This is a genomic window from Leptolyngbya sp. CALU 1928, assembly GCF_056784215.1.
Window position 1 is genome coordinate 789,592 of sequence record NZ_JBXBCE010000001.1, and the last position, 17,594, is coordinate 807,185.

The following is a 17,594-nucleotide window of genomic DNA, read 5'->3' on the forward strand; positions in this document are numbered from 1 at the left end:
GCAACCTTTCGCCTGGTCTACGTTTTGATCAAATGGCTTGCTTTGCGGGCGATCGCTCCGGCGATCGCGCCACTTGCGACTCCAAAATTGCGCCATACAATGGGCTGGTTTGCATCAATTCTTCGTGGGTGCCCTGTGCCATCAAGCGTCCTTTGTCCATTAGAAAAATGCGATCGGCGTTTTGCACGGTGCTGATGCGTTGAGCGACGACAAAGGTAACGCAGGCGCGGCGGCGCATCAGGTCATCTAAGGCTGCCTGAATTTGGGATGCGGTCTGGGCATCCACCGCCGAGGTGCTGTCATCCAAAATCAAAATGCTGTAGTCGGTCAGCAGAGTTCGGGCGATCGCCACTCGCTGCTTTTGTCCCCCCGACAAGCCCACGCCTCGCTCTCCCACAATCGTTTCATAGCCATCGGGCAAGGCGGCAATAAAGTCATGGATTTGCGCTGTGGTTGCCGCTTCAATCACTTGCTCCAGGGTGGCGTTGGGTTTGGCGTAGGCAATGTTTTCCCGTAGGGTGCCAGAGAATAGCGTTGTTTCTTGAAAGACAATGCCAATGTGCGACCGCAAGCTTGCCAACGTAAAATCTCGCACATCCCGCCCATCAATCCGCACGGCTCCGGTTGTCACATCATAAAAGCGCGGAATCAGGTTCATAATCGTGCTTTTGCCCGAAGCCGTCATGCCCAACACGGCGATTAGTTCCTTGGGTTTCGTCTCAAACGACATGCCCTTCAGCGCTTCAGTCGTTGCTCCCGGATAGCGAAACGAGACGTTTTCAAAGGTGATTCTGCCGCCACAGGTTTCAAACGGCACCGCACCGGGGCGATCGCGAATTTCCACCTTGGCATCCACCACTTCATAGACCCGTTCCGCAGAAGCCGCCGCCTGGGCGATCGCCGGTGCTGCAAAGCCAATCAGCAAGATCGGCTGCAAAATCACCAGCAAATAGGAGTTAAACGCTACCAGTTCGCCAATCGAAAAGTTGCCACCAATCACCTGCGCCCCGCCATAGCCAAACACCACCAGGGTGACCAAATTACTCAGCAAAAAAATCACTGGAAACGTATTATGAATCGCCCGAATGGTTTTCATATTCGCCGTCACCAGCGCCTCATTCAACGCCGTGTAGCGCTGCGCTTCAGCAGACTCTCGCACAAACGCTTTCACCACTCGCACCCCCAGCAAGTTCTCCTGCAAGATGGCATTCAGGTCGCTCAATTGTTCCTGCACTTGGCGAAACAGGTTGCCGTTGCGCGTCAGAAATCGGGCTAACAGCCAACCCGCCATAGGCACGACCGTCAGCGTAATCAAGGCTAACTGCCAGTTCATCACTAGCAAAATCACGGCGATTGTCACCAGCGTCACCACGGAGCTAAGCACCTGAATCAGGCTAGTGCCTAAGAACGTGCGAATTTGCTCAATGTCGCTGGTCACACGGGTTAGCAGTTGTGACGTTTGCGCCTGATCGTGATAGCTAAAACTGAGGGTTTGAATTTTGCTAAAAATCCGGTTTCGCAAATCATAGGCAACTCCTTGAGATGCAGCTTCCGCCCAAAAGCTCTGTCCAAAGTTGAACACGCCCCGGGCGATCGCGGTGATCACCATTGCCCCAGCGCTGTACAGCACAATTTGCAAATCTTGTTTTGCAATCCCCTGGTCGATTCCCCAGCGAAACAGTTGCGGAGTCACCGCATTTGCTGCCGTCAACAGCAGCAGGCTAGACAACGCCCCCAGCGACAGCCAGCGGTATGCATTCAGACTCTTCAGTACTCGCTGAAGCGATTGCATTGAGGAATTTTGAGTATCTGCTTGACTATCTGACTGCTGCATGACGATCGCTGAGCCTCACATTTTATAAAGAGAATGCGGTGTACAACTAAAATTAGCCCTTATCCCCAATCCCTTCTCCCAAAGCGATAGCGGGGGGCAAGAATTAGTCAAAGTCCCTATCCCTCTCCCAGAGCGGGATTTAGGGTGAGGCAAATCGGGAAAGTTACACATGGGCTAAAGAGAAGCTCCTTTAATGTGCGAACGTACAACAACAAGAAATGGAGAGTAACGGAGTCGAACCGATGACCTCTGCGGTGCGATCGCAGCGCTCTACCAACTGAGCTAACTCCCCAAGCCTAAGCCCTAAGCTTAGCCATTTTATCACTGACTTGCAGGGAAGGGATTTAAGCCGCAACGCGATCGTAGGTTTGGCGAACTCGCTCTAATTCTAAATCAGAGAGGTAATCCACCGTCCAATTGGCGCAGCGTTGCAGCATATGAAACGGGTAAGTATTGGCAACGCCGACGACCGGAATGCCTGCTTTTTTGGCAGCTGTGATCCCAGCAAAAGTATCCTCGATCGCCAAGCAATTCGCAGGCAGTAGATTTAACTCTGGATAAAATTCATTCAGGCGCTTCACCGCCAATAAGTAACTATCGGGTTCTGGCTTGCTTGGAAACGGCTCATCACCGGAGACAATCACCGGAAACTCGTCTGTTAATTCAGCCCGTGCTAATACGGTGGTCACTTCCGATCGCAGCGCGCCAGTAACGATGGCAAGTTTGAGTTGGGCGGCATGGATATTAAACAAAATATCAGACAAGCCTGCATAGATCGGCAGTTTTTCTAAATTGGCAAGTTCTTGTTGATAGGCTGCGGATTTACGGCTGATGAGTCTATCTAGGTTTGCATCAGACAAAATTCTGCTGCGATTGGCAAATAAATCGCTAAGGCAAGCGCGATCGCTGCGCCCCAAGCAAATCTGGCGCAGTTCGCCGCGTTTGGGTCGCAGATTTTCTTCAATCAACAACTGATCGATTAGCTTGTCGTGAATCGCTTCATCGTTGATGATCACCCCATTGAAGTCAAACAGAACGGCTTTCAGCATCTTTAGCAACAGTACGACCCTTCCATGATGCAACCTATCACATTGCAGAGACGCAAATCTTTCATCCCCACTTCCTCGCACGCAGCACTTATCTACCGCTGCGTTTTGGTTTTAGCACTCTAGACTCGATCTCAAATGGTGGAATATCCTCCAGTTCTGTATCCACCAGGTTGTATTGCTCACAGACTAAGCTGAGCCGACTTCCAGGCGTTTTCACCGCATTCACCGAATGAGTCAAATCGCCTTGAAACCATAGTAATTTACCGACTTGCGGCTTAATCTGCCCCACTTGCTGCCGATGGTTTCGCAAAACCAATTCGCCGCCCTGAAGCGGGTCCGGCACCTGCACATACAACACACTGACGATCGCAGGGGGATCAATGGTTTTGCAATAGGAACGCAAGGAGCGATCGATGTGCGGATCAACGCGAGAACCTTCCTTTAACAAAAGCGGATTCAGGTAAAACGCATTACAGCTTGGTTCAAGGGCTAAATTTAGGTAGGCGCTAAAAAACGGAAATTGGCGTTCCACTTCGGCAAGCTGCGATCGCTGAAACGCGATCGAAAATCCTTTAGTGCCCACAAAATCGCGGTTGAGATTATTGACTGTAAAGTAAGGACACGCCAAAATTTTGCCATTCAAATCGTTCAGGTCATCGGCAGAAAACACATTCGACTGTTGACGGTAATAGCTCACGGGCGGCAGGGGTCAGGGGTCGGGTTTCAGGGGGCAGAGCAGGCTCATGCAAGCGCGCGAGGATACATCTTACAGCGATTTTAGGCGAGTAGACGACTGTGGGCGGTTGAGGGGGCGATTGAGGATTAGCGATTGACAACTGGCGATTAACGAAAGGGATTAAAACTCAAAATTCAAAACTTAAAACCCAAAACTCAAAAGGCTGGTTTTCCGGGTCATTTCGGGTAATCATTGATCCAGCATAGCCATTGACTCAGGAGCTTAGTGTCATGAACCTCTGGGATATTGGGGTTGGGGCGATTTCGTTGAATCCAGCAGCGTATCGGCACCTGGTGCAATCGCCTTCTGGTGGACTCATATCTTTCGGAGTGCTGCTGTTAGCTGGCTTGTCTGAGGCGATCGCCCAAGGGATTGTGCTGTTTGTCAATCGGGTCAAGCCACTGCGATTTGTGTTGAGCTTGGCGATCGCGGCGATTTTGTTCATCTTCGGTTTTTTGTTTTGGGCAGGTAGCACCTGGATTGTGCTCAGACTCTTTTTTGAAATCTCTACACCCTTCGCCCAACTCCTGATCACCCTAGCAATCTCTTTTGCGCCCAAAATTTTTGGCATCTTCATTGCCTTGCCCTATCTCGGTGTTCCCATTTCTATCCTCCTTTCCATTTGGAGCTTTCTCGCCTTTTTAGTTGGCATCCAAGCTACCCTCGGTTTAGATTTGTGGCAAGCATTTTGGTGCGGCGTGTTGGGCTGGGCAGTGCTGCAAGTGCTAGAACGAACCGTAGGGCGACCCGTAACCACCATTGGACGGTGGATTCGCAATTCTGCCGCCGGGGTGCCACTGGTGACTGATTTAAAAGATTTAGAACGCATCATTGAACAGGGGCGGCGATCGTGAGCAACCGTAGAATCTCTCGCTGGATTGGGCTAGGTTTATTTGCCCTAATCCTTACTTTAGTGATTGGATTCAGCACTGTGATTCAGGGCATTTGGCTGGCGATCGCCTTGGCAATCACGGGCTTAGTGGCAACCTGGAACTTTTCCCTCCAAGTGATTTTCATTCTGATCATCACCCTGATGTTTGCCGGATTGCTGGTGCCGTTGGAAGCATTGGGTTGGTGGGCAGGCTGGTACGACGATGACCTAGATACAACCAGCTATCCCGGCACGCTAGAAGAGCCGATTCCTGACTATACGGACATTCGTAAATATGTGATTTATCTAGATGGGATCTGCCAATCCCATTCCCAATATCTACCCGAAGTAGAGATTTTTTTGAATGAGTTAGCCACCGCTCTACCCGCTGACATTGCCCTGATTCGCGGTCTGATGCCCTACAGCGTCCTCAATAAGCCGTTGACTGAGGATCGCTGGCTATCGTTTCTTTGGCGCAAAGCGGATCATTATCAAATGACCGCTTCCGGGGGTATTTTGGGTCTCTTAATTGGAGTTACCATCAACATTCGCAACACGTTGATTGTGGGCGTAGCAGCCGATCAACGCTATGGACCGATCTACAACCAGGCAACGGCTCAAATGATGTACGACAGCCTGATTCATCATGGCTATCAGCGAGGGTGTGGCATCCCCATCGCGATCTTGGGCTATAGCGGTGGCGGACAAATGGCGGCGGGTGCGGCTCCCTATCTAAAGCGGGCACTAGAAGCCCCGATCGAGTTGGTGTCTTTGGCGGGGGTGATCAGCGGCAATCATAATCTGCTAGCAGTGGAGCATCTTTATCACCTTGTTGGCGACAAAGATTTAGTTGAGAAACAAGGTCCGGTTATCTTTCCACGCCGTTGGAAGCTGCTGTTTTTGTCGTACTGGAATCGGGCAAAGGCACGGGGCAAAATTAGTTTCATTTCACTGGGTCCCGTAGGACATAATGCCGCCGAGGGTCCCTATGGGGCAGAAGCGCGCTTACCCGATGGACGAACTCACTTGCAGCAAACGGTTGAAGTGATTTCTGGCATTCTTCAGGAAACTTCAGCGGTGGTGTCTGCGGCTCAGGCAATTACGCCTAGTCACTATGATTTGTATCAGCAAGCCGCCTTTAATCGACCAGAGTTTTATCCGCTGGATCAGACGGTTGACCCCAATTTATATCAGGCGATCGCGCCTTGGATCGGACGGCTGATTCTCCCTAGCCCACAAGAGCGCTACAGCCTACGAGGAGTTTGGTTTGAAGTGCATCACGCGCCAGCAGAATATCAGCACCTAGTCGGACAAGTCATTCCCCTAGGCTGGAGCAATGATCCAATCACTCAGCGCTTTGTGAAAACGACCACCAAAGCCGTGCATTTTAGCCAAGAAGCGGAAGACAGTCAGCGTCAAGGCGTAATTCATCCCAATCGCCTCAACCATTGGCAGCAGGTTAATCCCCTAGAATCTTTGGCAGGTGCAAGACCCAATGATGATGTGATCGTAGCGTTGCCTGACTTCGTAGAAGTCCAAGAAGTAGAAGTTTTCACTCCAGAGGAACGTCCTGTCTATCGGCTTTGCATTCGCCAGGAACCCGTGCAAATTACGGGACGCTACTATGCCTTAGTTAAAATTCTTCAGGTTGCCGAACTTCAAGCTCAGACAGCCGTAGAAACCTTAACGGTCACAAACGCCCCTGAAACACCGATCCTAGCGGCTCCGGCAATCCAAACCGCTCGACTATTTCGGGTGGCTCACTACGATCGCGCCACTCACCAATTTGACGGCGTTGAAGAAATCGTTGCCTTTCCCCAAGTCGTTTTGTCCAAATATGGCAGCTATCCTTCCACCACTCACGACATTGAAAAAATGCCGTTGAATCAGACAGGATGGTACATCTACGGCGCGAAAGATGCCAGCGGAATGTTTGTCGTGCAGGCGATCGCGCCCCGCGCCCTGTTCCGTCTTTCCCCAGATAAAATCATCATTGGCAAACAATCATCTTGGCGCTATCTCAAAAAACAAGCATGGCAAGTCAAAGGAAAAAAAGGACAGATTAAGTCGGTGATGTTGGTAGGAGAAGAGCAGGGAACAGGGAACAGGGAACAAGGAACAGGGAGCAGGAAACGGGGGGCAGAGGATTCCATACCTGACCATGACCTGAAACCTGTTCGCATAGCGTCTCCGCAGGAGTTAACCCGAAACCTGGAACCTGTGTCCCCTCTGAAACCTGAAACCCGAAACCTGAAACCTGAAACCCAAAACCTAGAATCTGATTTTTGGAAAGAAGGCGATCGCGCCCTTGTTTTGCACGTTTACGGGGGCATTGGCGGCAAAAAACGAGAACCTGCCGCCAGAACACCCATCTTCTTTGGACATTCTTCCTATGGGATGGCGACGGTGATCCGGGAGCCGCTAGCGAATGAACTCAAGTTTGACATTCAATACCATCAGGTTTACACCCATAACATTGATGGCATTGTCGCCGGACGATTTGCGTGGAATCGATTTATGGGCGATCGCCAGGTGGGTTGGTTAGGAAATCGTCCCGTTTGCGATGTGCTGATCAAACTAGAAGCCTTCACAGGTGCATTCGATGTGTATGGCAAGAAATATTCTGTGCTAAACGTGCTGCTTTATGAGCTTGAAGTGATGATCGCGCGATACCGAATTGGCGACGGCACGGGCGGCACCTATGTGGGACCCGCGCACAATTGCTGTCAGGATTCTAACCAGGCTTTGTATGCAGCGCTCAAGCGAGTTCGGAATGCGATCGCATCTGACCCTAAATTTGTGGAAGAACTGCAAGATGACCCTGGCGAAGCGGAGCGGTTTAAGCAACTGGTAAAACTGACGGAAGGAATTCGGCGAAAACTACTGCCATTTGGTGCTGCGCGGGCGGATTGGTCTAACAACGAATTCAATCTGGGGATTAGCCCAGAGGAAGACTTTTTTCAAGGCGTATCGATCGGGTTGCGAAGCTGGAGAACTCTATTACCCCGCGTTGCCAGTGAAGCGATCGCAAAACAGTTTCTCGACCAGGGTGCCACCCTCTGGGTATTGCGAACCAACCAAATCGGCGGCAATGATCCCGACATTGAACCGATCGCCCCAACCCCCTTTGGCTGGTAAAACATTTGGTAGTGCGACACAAGATAGAAAACAAATCGTGAGGAATGGGCAATTCGACTTGCTCACTACCTTATATTTCATACCAAGTCGTTTTCTAAAGCGTAATTATCAGAATTTATGAAAGTACCTAGCACTCAGCACTCAGCGCTTATCTCAAAGTTACGTATTTAGCTGCAACTTGGTATCAGCAATCCATATCTAGGGTTGCATCTTGCCAAGAACGCTATTTGGAGCGGCGCACCTATGCGAATCTGTTTCCTATAGATATGCATTGGAGGCAGTAAGCAAGTGGCAAAGCAAGAACGATATATTTTCAAAAGCCAAGAACTTTATAAAAGCGCTGAATCTGAGTATCAACGAACTTATTTCGATGAGCAAACAGGTGGGTTTGTTCTGACTCATGAGCAGCATGGCAAGCAGGATATTCAGTCTGAGCAATTTGTCGCCCAAGCGTTTGCTAAACAGGGAAAGCGAGTTCGGCTGCTGAAAGAAATTGGCTTACCTGAAGGAGTGAAGACTCCTGATGCTGAAATCGAGCGTGTGCTGTGGGATTTTAAGCGGTTAACTGAGGACGCAACAGCCCTAGCAAATCGAGTTCAGGCGGGAATTAAACAAGCGATGAAGCAAAGCGCTATGAATGTCGGATACCATAGTGACAGATCAGAATATGACCTTAGTGAAATTGAACGAGGAATTAAGAGAGACTTGGATTTAGATACGGCTGAGCAGATCGATAAGGTAGTTCTGATCTTTAGAGACGGTAGCATGGACGTTTACGATCGCACCCGCTTTGAATCATGAGCAAGCAACGATTTGAAGACTTTAAAGAAATTGTCGAACTAGCGCTGAAAAATGAAGCTCCTCGTGATGCCAGATTGATTTTGGTGGGGCGGATTTCCTATGCGCTAGAAGTAGGTGAACTCACCTTTACAGAAGCCCATATGCTAGAAGATTTGCTGGGCGGACGGACGGAGTGGCAAGATGCCTATGAAATTGCATTGTCGGGTGCAACCGATCACAGTTTGTATCATCTCCCTGCATAGCGCTCTTTATCATCGTTCCTGTTTGACAACGAGCAATGGGCTGAAATGATGAAGCAATTTCGGCAGGTGGTGAATCTTGACGCGCACCGCGATCGCAGTTGACCATTGCCCCTATTTATCCATGCCCTGACTGCCAAGGGGAGTTAGCAAGCCATCTAGGCTGACGATTGAGCAGACGCGCAAATCCCGATCTCATCACCCACCGTCTAATCTTTCATTCCGCTCCTACGACTTGTTAGCCAGGATCATTTTTATTTGGGTAATAAATCTGAACGCTCTCTTGCTCATTTGGGTCATTGCGAGACACGATTGCTATGGCAGATTCACTATCACTCAGGTTTCGGGGTTGATGAGGAACCCCTGCCGGGATAAAGATAAAATCGCCCTCCTCATTCACAGTTGACTTTGTTAGGTTTTCACCATACAAAGTCTCCACCTTGCCTTTCAACAGATATATTGCGGTCTCAAAACCTTTGTGGAAATGTGGTTCTGCTTTAGCACCGGGCGGGATGACTACCATGTTCATAGATATCCCTTTAGCACCCGCCGTCAATGCGGATATACCAACATAATTTGGTAGTTTCTGAAGCGTGTCTATTGTCATTTCCGGTCTTACGGTAACGATATCGCTGTCTGAATTCATGCTTCACTCCAATTTGACTTCGTAAGTAACTAGATTTCTGCTACGCACATATACTCGTAGAACACGATCGCGGTTACCCAGTCTTCTAACAGCGATCGCTTCATCTGAACTCCTTGCCACAAAAGATATAGCTTCCAGTCCTTGCCAAATTGACTTGAAAAGTTCAATTTCTGGTTGCCCATCGGAAGCGCAATGTTGGCATAGGATTCAGTTTAATTTATTCTAAATTAGCGTGGGTATGGCTATGCCTTTAGCCCAAGCTCTGTGTATTTCATCATCAGTTTTGCCAGAGCCTCTAGATCAAGCGGCTTAGAAATATAGTCATCGGCTCCAGATTCTAGGCAAACAGCGCGATCGCCCTTCATTGCCATTGCCGTTTGCACAATCACCGGAATCGTTTGATAGCGAGAATGTTGCTTTAATTGCCGCGTCAAAGCCAGCCCATCAGCATCCGGTAAATTCACATCCATCAAAATTACCGCAGGCAGCGATCGCTCCAGCGCCGCCCACATTTCCGTGCCATCTTTTGCCCAAGTGACCTCATAGCCCAACCGACTTAAATAGGTCAGCATCAATTTCGCGTTGGGAAAATTGTCTTCTACCACCACCACCCGATTAAATGCAATATCTTGTATGTCCCTCATCTCACTTGCAAACAATGCGGCTGGCATGGGGTCAGGATCATCTATCGCGATCGCTCTATCCTGTGCTTTTACGGTTTCTGACACTCCTTGTTTCGCTACAATTCCCTGATGAATGGGGTGCGGCTGGGCGATCGCGGGAGCAAATTGAGGCACATTATTTTGCGCCTCATCACCCTCAAAATCTTTGGTTAACTCAATCGGCTGGAACGGCAGCACCACTGTAAACCGAGATCCTTGATTTAGTTCCGAGCGAACCTCAACCCACCCACCGTGAAGCTCTGCAAGCTTTTGAGTCAGTAACAATCCTAGCCCGGTTCCTTCACTGCGCTCTACGGCAGCGTTAGCAATCTGGGAGTAAGGTTTGAACAGAAACGCCTGCTGTTCGGGTGAAATTCCAGTACCGCTATCCCACACCGTAAAGTGAACGTGCCCCTCCGTAGACCGCACTTGTAGCCCCACCGTGCCCCGCACCGTAAACTTAACCGCATTCGACAACAAGTTAAACAGCATTTGCTTCAGTCGTAAACCATCGGCTCCAACTGTTTTCAGGCTAGGCTGCAACTCTAACTGCACACTCAGTCCTTTGTCGCTGGCTTTTTCGCGGACTAAGGTCAAGCACACGTTACAGAGTTCCGCAATATCAACTGTTTCCCATTGCAAGGTCATCTGATTGGCTTCGATCTTAGACAAATCCAAAATGTCGTTAATCAACGCTAATAGGTGCCGACCACTACTCAAAATAATTCTGAGATATTCTTGGTGGCGCAGATTCAATGGATCAAAGCCCTGTTGCTGCAAGAGATGAGTAAACCCCAAAATAGAGCTTAAGGGCGTGCGAATTTCGTGGCTGGTGTTGGCAAGAAACTCATTTTTTAGCTGATTGGTCTGCTCCAATTCTTGATTCTTTGCCTGTAGCGCTTGGTAGCTCTGACGCTGGCTGGCAATCAGCCGAATCTGATGGAGTGCCGCCCCGCACTGTTGAGCAACTCGCTCCAAGGTCTGATAGTCACAGGGCAACGGAAGCGAATCATCCGAGGAATTACTGAGATCATCGATCGCATGCCCCATCAGCAGCCATGCTTCGCACTGCTCTCCACGAATTTCACAAACGCGATATGGGGGTTGCCCTGATGAATCAACCTGCTGCTGCAACTTGGCGATGTTTGCGCGGCTGATCGGTTGTCCTTGCTTTAGAGAAATCGGTTTGCCTTTAGGTAATTTCCACAGTAAGGACGATCGCTCACACCCGGCAACACAGGACACCACAAATTCGGTTTTAGAATATTGGGTCGCTGGCAGGGCGATCGCAACGGGTGTATCGTCTAACAAACGGCTCAACTCCGAGGTAATCCGTTGGAAAAGCGACAGTTCAGCTTGCTCAACACTATCGGGTGTGATTGCCTGTTCATCTTGCAAATAAGCAGTTACAGAGTCAGCGATCTGCTGCCCTAACAACGCCACACAGCGTTCATTCCAAAGCTGACGCTCCAATGACTGCGTAGAGTCGTTTAATTGCATAGAGACTTTGGTTTGAGAAAATTTAGACGAAGCACGAGCCATAAAAGAAGGGTGTTCTAATCGATTCGATCGCCACCAGCGTAAATCAACAGGCATCTTAAGCTTAAGGGTTTTATGAGTTCAAAAATAGAGACCCTGTGACACTTCAGGCACCGCAGCATCTAGCTCCCCACCCTATTTAGTCACCTCATAGTGCAGGGTGCAATGCAGAGCGAGGGAAAAACTGATGCGATCGCCTTATTATCTTACGTAAACTCCGTATATTTTCGTATACCAAACGCTTTGACCTTATTGAGGCTTCACATAAAGGATCAAGATATGAATGAAGTTTGAGACGGCAGGTTGCAGAGTCAGGTTCCAGGTTCCAGGGATTCGCTATATCATTAGCAATGCTTCACCCTCTGCCAGATTTGGCTTTTTTTGATGTCTCATCCTACTTCTGTTGCGATCGCGGTTCCTGCCACTACCGCCAATATTGGATCTGGTTTTGACTGTTTGGGGGCAGCGTTGTCTCTCTACAATTCCTTCACATTTTCGCGGTTGGACTCTAGCCCTACAACCGTTGTGATCACGGCAACCGGGGCAGAAGCGGCGCGGGTTTCAACCAATGCATCCAATTTGGCATATCAAGCCTTTGCCAAGCTCTATCACCAGATTGGTCAGCCAGTGCCCTCCGTCAACATTGACATTCAACTAGGAGTGCCCTTGGCGCGGGGGCTAGGCAGTTCGGCAACGGCGATCGCGGCGGGAGTCATGGGCGCAAATAGTTTGGCTGGTTCACCGCTGAGTTTAGAAGCTGTGGTGAAACTCGCGGTAGACATTGAAGGACATCCCGATAATGTGGTGCCGGCGCTGATGGGCGGCTGTCGGTTGGCGGCTACGGGCGTGAATGGGGAGTGGCAAATTTGCGAGATTCCCTGGCATTCCAGCATTGCCGCGATCGCTGCCATTCCCAACTTTGAGCTATCCACCGCCGAAGCGCGCCGTGTGCTTCCTGACAGCTACAGTCGAGCGGATGCCATCTTCAACGCTGCCCATTTAGGCTTATTGCTGCGCGGCTTAGAAACTGGTAACGCTGACTGGCTGCAAGCGGCTTTGCACGATCGCATCCATCAACCCTATCGGCAAGCGCTAATTCCGGGGTATGCAGCCGTGCATCAAGCGGCGATCGCCGCTGGTGCCTATGGATTAGTGATTAGCGGCGCAGGACCAACTCTATTGGCACTGGTAGAAGTAACCCAAGCTGAACCAGTCCGAGCCGCGATCGCCACTGCCTGGAAAAATCACAATATCGACGCGATCGTCCAGGTGCTGCAAATTGATCATCAAGGCGCGATCGCCCAGTCTTGAGGACGTATAGAGTATCCCAACAAAAAGCCCCCAGCTTGAGGCTGAGGGCGACAATCAGGGTGCATCTACCACTCCACTATTCCAAGTTCTTCTCTTCTATCCGGAAAACTCCGACAAGTTTCTAAAAACTCGTTGCCGTGAATGGATAGTGGCATTGCTGGTATGATGTGCGCGGTGTGATAGTGGGGAGATTTTAGCCGTGATTTCTTTGCAGACACTTCAGGCTCAAGTTCAAACGAACAGAAGTCAGACAGAATACGTTTGTAGCCAAGCTTTAGACTTATTCGATTCGCCAGCGTTGGAGCGGTTGGCAACTCAAGCAGCAATAGGCAGACATCTACGAACTTCCAGAGTGCTGGAACAATTGGAGGGTGACCGAAGTTCAGATGAGATTGCTGTTTGCCTCTGTGAAGATGACTATCCCGGATGGATTTCAGTCACCGATCTTGCCTATTTAGAAGCAGTAACTCAGCCCTATCAGCCGATCGCGCTGACTGCAACCGAGATTCAAGCAAAAATTCCAGACGCGATCGCCTTCACTCAGGCAGCCAAAAATCAGCCCAACTATTATCTTTGGGGCGGCACTGTGGCACCCAACTACGACTGCTCAGGTTTGGTGCAAGCCGCTTTTGCCTCCGTTGGCGTATGGTTGCCACGGGATGCCTATCAGCAAGAAGCCTTTACTCAGGCGATCGCAATTTCCGACTTGCAACTCGGCGATCTAATCTTTTTTGGCACCCCCCAAAAAGCCACCCACGTTGGACTTTACCTAGGCAACAACCACTACATTCACAGTTCCGGTAAAGATCAGGGGCACAATGGCATCGCGATCGATGTCTTATCGGATCAAGCAAGCCGCGTCAGTCAAACCTACTACGCTCAGTTGCGCGGAGCCGGACGAATTGTTGCCCCCTATCAACCTAGCCAACCCCTGTAAAATCAGATCGCATCCCTCGCCCTCCTTGCACATTCTTCCTATCGCCTCTTGCGTCTAGTAAGATTGCCTCTAGCTAAGATCAGATCGCAACCTTTTACCCTCATTGCACCCTACCTTCTCACTTTTGCATGACATCCTTCACTGTTGAAAGCAGCAAACTGTGGGCACCAGCCCTACCGCCACACGTTTCCGTCGTGGTTCCGATTCATAACGAATACGAAAATTTGCCTCGTTTATTAGACGCAATTTCTGCCGCGCTGATCACTGCCAACATCCGCTACGAAATTTTGTGTATCGATGATGGCTCTACCGATGGTTCTGGTGATCTGCTCAAACAAATTGCCAGCGATCGCACCGATCTTCGCAGTGTGATCTTGCGGCGCAACTATGGGCAAACCGCCGCCATGGCGGCAGGATTTAGCTATGCCAAAGGGCAAATCATCGTGACGATGGACGGCGATATGCAAAACGATCCGGCAGATATTCCCGTTCTGATTGATAAGCTAAATGAAGGCTATGACCTCGTGAGCGGCTGGCGGAAAAATCGGCAGGATGCCACAATTACTCGCCTAATCCCCTCCCAAATCGCCAATTGGCTAATCGCTCAAGTCACCGGAGTGAAGGTTCACGACTACGGCTGCTCGCTCAAAGCCTATCGCGCCGAACTGATCGCCGACATGAATCTCTATGGAGAGTTGCACCGCTTTTTGCCGGCATTGGCGTTTATTGAAGGGGCGCGGATTGCCGAAATCCCGGTACGCCATCATCCCCGGCAGTTTGGCAAAAGCAAATATGGACTCGATCGCACCATTCGCGTCGTCATGGATCTGATCACCGTCTTCTTTATGCGTAAATTTTTGACACGCCCGATGCACGTATTCGGCTCCATGGGCGTGTTATCCATCTTTTTAGGAACGGTAATTGGGTTATACCTCACAACCCTCAAGCTCAGCTTTGGGGAAAGCATTAACCGTCCCCTGCTGATTTTAGTTGTCGTCTTGATTTTGACCGGAGTGCAGTTGTTTTGCTTTGGGCTATTGGCAGAACTTCTAATGCGAACCTATCACGAATCCCAGGGACGACCAATTTATCGGGTACGCGAAGTGATTGAACCAAAACAAGTGAGTGGCGAATGACTAGTGTCGAGTGAGGGTTGAGGGTTGCCCTTCGCAAGTCGCAATTCTCTTAGTCTTCTGGCAAAATCCACTTGGGCGGCTCCGTCATTTTCTTCATGCGAGCGGACTCGGCAATTTCAAGCATTTTATCAAGTGATGTTTCGTTTACAAAACTCACGGCTTTCGCTTTGTACTCTAGGTTGGGGCACTTGTCGCCTAAGACACAACCATTGATACAAGCTTCAGCGCAGTTAATCGCAGCGTTCTCCATCTTAAATTCGGCTTGTTAAAAATTAGTGTCCAGATGCCATTTTACCGCTCTCGTTTCCAAATTTTGCCTAAGGTTGAAAAGATGGGCGATCGCGAAACGCCAACCAATACCAAATTAATCGCTCGTTAGATTCACTCAATACTTGTCGATACTCTTTACAGTGTCTTTATAAATAGCGAAAAATTAGAGAGAACTTGCCATGAATAGGTTGCTTATTTGCGTCGCTGGCATTGGGCTATCGGGAATGCTGACCTCAAAGGGAAATGCTCAGCCTTGCCTGCCTTTTAGCGATCGCATTCAGCCGAGCGTAACGGGCAAGGTAATCATTGTCGGACGAACGAAGGAAAACCCTCATGTCGTGGTGGTGCCTTCTACTAGCCCCATAACCTTGGATGCTGTGCGTCAATGCGTTCCAAATGCCTTTCTAACCAACTCTCGCTTAGGCAACTATGTTCATGCAGGCGCATTTGCTGACTATAACTGGGCTGCAAGCTTATCTGCAATGCTGCGATCGCGCGGCTTAGATGCTAGGGTCGTCTACTTTCCATAGGGATTCATATGCCAGTTCGCCAATGGGTCAAGCGCCTGAGCAGCTTAAAACCCAAAATTCGTCGCTACTTTTCGGTCATTCACCCTGTTTTTCCAGGGCTAGCAGCAGCAACTATCGTCCTAGCAATCTTTTTATTCAGTGGGTGGCAATCCTTTGAACGGTTTGCCTATACATTGCTGTTCAGAGCGCGTGAAGCACTGCCCCATGTCCCTTGGGATTCTAGGATTGCGGTGATTGCGATTGATGAAGCGAGCCTTAAACAATATGGTCGGTTTCCGTGGTCGCGTCGCTACTATACCCAACTACTGGAGACGCTTCAGCCTGCTCAACCCGCCGTCATCGGCTTCGATATTCTCTTTGCGGAAACCACCCAGCAGGATCAAGGATTGGCAGAGGCAATGGCAATGAGCGGCAACGTTGTGCTGGCGATCGCCGCAGATGACCAAGGGCGGCAAATTAGCTTGGTGCCTGCTTTTGCCCAAGTTGCCCAGCAGGGGCATGTTTACCATCGCCCCGATGCAGACGGCATTACACGCCAGAGCCAGCTTTATCTCAACCAATTTCCATCCTTGGGGTTGGTGATGCTCCAGGTTTATAACGACAGCATTCAAAATACCGTTGGCAGCGATCGCCCAAAGCCACCCAAAGCGATCTCATTGCCGCCTATGCTCGATTTGGCAGAACAGTCGATCTGGCTCAACTGGATAGAACCCGTTCAAAACATTCCCACCTATTCCTTTGCTGATGTGGTTCAGGGCAAGGTAAATGTCGCCCAGTTTACCAACAAGCTCGTGCTAGTGGGCACATCCGCCACTGGCATCGATCCACTGCGAACCCCGCTCAACTACAACCCGCCCACCGTCGGCATTTACAAACATGCGACCGTGATTGATAACCTGCTCAATCACCGCACCCTTCAGCCCTTACCCAAACCCATCATTATCGTCGTGCTGTTCGGCTTGGGCATCTTGACCAGTGGGCTACTCTTCAAGCGGGAACCGATTGGGCGAGTCGGCGTGGTGATGGGACTATCGACGGGTTGGGCGATCGCCGCTTTAACCCTATTCTGCCTTTATTATCAATGGCTCCCGATCGCTGCGCCCCTAGCCACCATTATGCTAACGGGGGTGGGCATGGAACTCCGAGAACAGCGCGAAAAACTGCGACTGATGGATTTATTTTCTAAATACGTTGCGCCCGAAACTGCCAAATTGCTGTGGAAACAGAAAGACGACATTTTAGAAGACGGTCAATTAAACGCCCACGAGCAGATTGCGACGGTTCTGTTCATGGATATTCGCGGGTTCACCTCGATTTCAGAAACGCTCACGCCCCGCGACTTGCTGAACTGGCTCAACCGTTATCTGGAAACGATGACTGATTGCATCATGAATCATGGCGGCGTGATTGATAAATACATCGGCGACGCAATCATGGCGGTGTTTGGGGTGCCCATTCCGCACACAACCCAGGCTGAAATTCAGCAGGATGCGGCTAACGCGATCGCGGCAAGTCTTGCCATGCATCATCAGTTACAACGCCTCAATCGCCAATTGACACTGGAAGGAAAACCGCTGATCCAATTTGGCATTGGCATTCACACGGGCATGGTGATTGCTGGCAGTGTGGGCGGCTCTCGCCGGATGAATTACTCCGTTTTGGGAGATGTGGTCAACATTGCTGCCCGGTTGGAAGCCTTGAATAAAAACGTGGTAGCAGACAATCCTTACTGCTTGTTGATCACGGAGGAAACCCTGTCTTGCTTGGGCGATCGCTATGCCGTCAACCCCGCAGGCACCATTCAATTAAGAGGGCGACAACAGCCCACCACTTTTTTTGCAATTGTGGGAGAGAAAACTAAGGCGCGATCGCCCGAAAAACTCTCTCATAATTAA

15 protein-coding genes and 1 tRNA gene are annotated in these 17,594 nt (G+C 50.0%); 9 read left to right on the forward strand and 7 right to left on the reverse strand.

Going from position 1 to position 17,594, the window contains the following annotated elements; translation table 11 throughout:
• Positions 1 to 28: 28 nt before the first annotated feature.
• The 4 genes from AC1S5B_RS03490 to AC1S5B_RS03505 all read right to left on the reverse strand — a co-directional run bounded on the left by AC1S5B_RS03490 (position 29) and on the right by AC1S5B_RS03505 (position 3,580).
• Positions 29 to 1,834 carry an ABC transporter ATP-binding protein gene (locus tag AC1S5B_RS03490; protein WP_482034337.1) on the reverse strand — a complete coding sequence of 602 codons (1,806 nt, stop codon included), beginning with the start codon at positions 1,832 to 1,834 and terminating at the stop codon, positions 29 to 31.
• Between the two features lie 219 nt (positions 1,835 to 2,053).
• Positions 2,054 to 2,126 (reverse strand) — tRNA-Ala (locus tag AC1S5B_RS03495).
• Positions 2,127 to 2,178: 52 nt separating this feature from the next.
• Entirely contained in the window at positions 2,179 to 2,883 is a 705-nt protein-coding gene (locus tag AC1S5B_RS03500; RefSeq protein ID WP_482034338.1) for an HAD family hydrolase, read from the reverse strand.
• Between the two features lie 88 nt (positions 2,884 to 2,971).
• On the reverse strand, positions 2,972 to 3,580 hold the full coding sequence (locus AC1S5B_RS03505; protein ID WP_482034339.1) for a 2OG-Fe(II) oxygenase: 609 nt from the start codon (positions 3,578 to 3,580) through the stop codon (positions 2,972 to 2,974).
• 269 nt (positions 3,581 to 3,849) lie between these two features.
• Here AC1S5B_RS03505 and AC1S5B_RS03510 point away from each other — a divergent pair, with 269 nt between their 5' ends.
• The 4 genes from AC1S5B_RS03510 (at position 3,850) to AC1S5B_RS03525 (ending at position 8,671) form a co-directional block, all read left to right on the forward strand.
• Positions 3,850 to 4,473: a hypothetical protein gene (locus tag AC1S5B_RS03510; protein WP_482034340.1), complete on the forward strand. Its 624-nt coding sequence runs from the start codon at positions 3,850 to 3,852 to the stop codon at positions 4,471 to 4,473.
• Positions 4,470 to 7,628 carry a CAAX protease gene (locus AC1S5B_RS03515; protein WP_482034341.1) on the forward strand — a complete coding sequence of 1,053 codons (3,159 nt, stop codon included), beginning with the start codon at positions 4,470 to 4,472 and terminating at the stop codon, positions 7,626 to 7,628. The genes AC1S5B_RS03510 and AC1S5B_RS03515 overlap by 4 nt, the downstream gene beginning before the upstream one ends.
• 288 nt (positions 7,629 to 7,916) lie before the next feature.
• Positions 7,917 to 8,429 carry a CdiA C-terminal domain-containing protein gene (locus tag AC1S5B_RS03520; RefSeq protein ID WP_482034342.1) on the forward strand — a complete coding sequence of 171 codons (513 nt, stop codon included), beginning with the start codon at positions 7,917 to 7,919 and terminating at the stop codon, positions 8,427 to 8,429.
• Positions 8,426 to 8,671 carry a hypothetical protein gene (locus AC1S5B_RS03525; RefSeq protein ID WP_482034343.1) on the forward strand — a complete coding sequence of 82 codons (246 nt, stop codon included), beginning with the start codon at positions 8,426 to 8,428 and terminating at the stop codon, positions 8,669 to 8,671. The genes AC1S5B_RS03520 and AC1S5B_RS03525 overlap by 4 nt, the downstream gene beginning before the upstream one ends.
• 235 nt (positions 8,672 to 8,906) lie before the next feature.
• On the opposite strand, the gene AC1S5B_RS03530 is transcribed toward AC1S5B_RS03525, so the two are convergent.
• Genes AC1S5B_RS03530 through AC1S5B_RS03540 form a run of 3 tightly spaced genes read right to left on the reverse strand, consistent with a single transcriptional unit; the run spans position 8,907 to position 11,572 of the window.
• Positions 8,907 to 9,314 (reverse strand): cupin domain-containing protein, encoded by a 408-nt coding sequence (locus AC1S5B_RS03530; RefSeq protein WP_482034344.1) that lies wholly within the window; start codon positions 9,312 to 9,314, stop codon positions 8,907 to 8,909.
• 29 nt (positions 9,315 to 9,343) lie between these two features.
• On the reverse strand, positions 9,344 to 9,496 hold the full coding sequence (locus AC1S5B_RS03535) for a hypothetical protein (RefSeq protein ID WP_482034345.1): 153 nt from the start codon (positions 9,494 to 9,496) through the stop codon (positions 9,344 to 9,346).
• Positions 9,497 to 9,556: 60 nt separating this feature from the next.
• Positions 9,557 to 11,572, reverse strand: a complete 2,016-nt coding sequence (locus AC1S5B_RS03540) for an ATP-binding protein (RefSeq protein WP_482034346.1) — start codon at positions 11,570 to 11,572, stop codon at positions 9,557 to 9,559.
• 327 nt (positions 11,573 to 11,899) lie between these two features.
• Here AC1S5B_RS03540 and thrB point away from each other — a divergent pair, with 327 nt between their 5' ends.
• The 5 genes from thrB to AC1S5B_RS03565 all read left to right on the forward strand — a co-directional run bounded on the left by thrB (position 11,900) and on the right by AC1S5B_RS03565 (position 17,594).
• A complete protein-coding gene (gene thrB / locus AC1S5B_RS03545) occupies positions 11,900 to 12,826 on the forward strand; it encodes a homoserine kinase (RefSeq protein WP_482034347.1) in 927 nt (308 codons plus the stop codon).
• A 199-nt stretch (positions 12,827 to 13,025) separates the two neighbouring features.
• On the forward strand, positions 13,026 to 13,763 hold the full coding sequence (locus AC1S5B_RS03550) for a C40 family peptidase (protein ID WP_482034348.1): 738 nt from the start codon (positions 13,026 to 13,028) through the stop codon (positions 13,761 to 13,763).
• A 128-nt stretch (positions 13,764 to 13,891) separates the two neighbouring features.
• Entirely contained in the window at positions 13,892 to 14,899 is a 1,008-nt protein-coding gene (locus tag AC1S5B_RS03555; RefSeq protein ID WP_482034349.1) for a glycosyltransferase family 2 protein, read from the forward strand.
• A gap of 449 nt (positions 14,900 to 15,348) precedes the next feature.
• Positions 15,349 to 15,699: a hypothetical protein gene (locus AC1S5B_RS03560; protein WP_482034350.1), complete on the forward strand. Its 351-nt coding sequence runs from the start codon at positions 15,349 to 15,351 to the stop codon at positions 15,697 to 15,699.
• 8 nt (positions 15,700 to 15,707) lie between these two features.
• On the forward strand, positions 15,708 to 17,594 hold the full coding sequence (locus AC1S5B_RS03565; protein ID WP_482034351.1) for a CHASE2 domain-containing protein: 1,887 nt from the start codon (positions 15,708 to 15,710) through the stop codon (positions 17,592 to 17,594).

Excerpts from the sequence above, each read along its gene's own strand:
- AC1S5B_RS03565 (WP_482034351.1), top strand. The coding sequence starts at position 15,708 with ATGCCAGTTCGCCAATGGGTCAAGCGCCTGAGCAGCTTAAAACCCAAA.
- AC1S5B_RS03540 (WP_482034346.1), bottom strand. The coding sequence starts at position 11,572 with ATGCCTGTTGATTTACGCTGGTGGCGATCGAATCGATTAGAACACCCT.
- AC1S5B_RS03555 (WP_482034349.1), top strand. The coding sequence starts at position 13,892 with ATGACATCCTTCACTGTTGAAAGCAGCAAACTGTGGGCACCAGCCCTA.
- AC1S5B_RS03530 (WP_482034344.1), bottom strand. The coding sequence starts at position 9,314 with ATGAATTCAGACAGCGATATCGTTACCGTAAGACCGGAAATGACAATA.
- AC1S5B_RS03535 (WP_482034345.1), bottom strand. The coding sequence starts at position 9,496 with ATGGGCAACCAGAAATTGAACTTTTCAAGTCAATTTGGCAAGGACTGG.
- AC1S5B_RS03490 (WP_482034337.1), bottom strand. The coding sequence starts at position 1,834 with ATGCAGCAGTCAGATAGTCAAGCAGATACTCAAAATTCCTCAATGCAA.
- AC1S5B_RS03525 (WP_482034343.1), top strand. The coding sequence starts at position 8,426 with ATGAGCAAGCAACGATTTGAAGACTTTAAAGAAATTGTCGAACTAGCG.
- AC1S5B_RS03500 (WP_482034338.1), bottom strand. The coding sequence starts at position 2,883 with ATGCTGAAAGCCGTTCTGTTTGACTTCAATGGGGTGATCATCAACGAT.
- AC1S5B_RS03560 (WP_482034350.1), top strand. The coding sequence starts at position 15,349 with ATGAATAGGTTGCTTATTTGCGTCGCTGGCATTGGGCTATCGGGAATG.
- thrB (WP_482034347.1), top strand. The coding sequence starts at position 11,900 with ATGTCTCATCCTACTTCTGTTGCGATCGCGGTTCCTGCCACTACCGCC.
- AC1S5B_RS03510 (WP_482034340.1), top strand. The coding sequence starts at position 3,850 with ATGAACCTCTGGGATATTGGGGTTGGGGCGATTTCGTTGAATCCAGCA.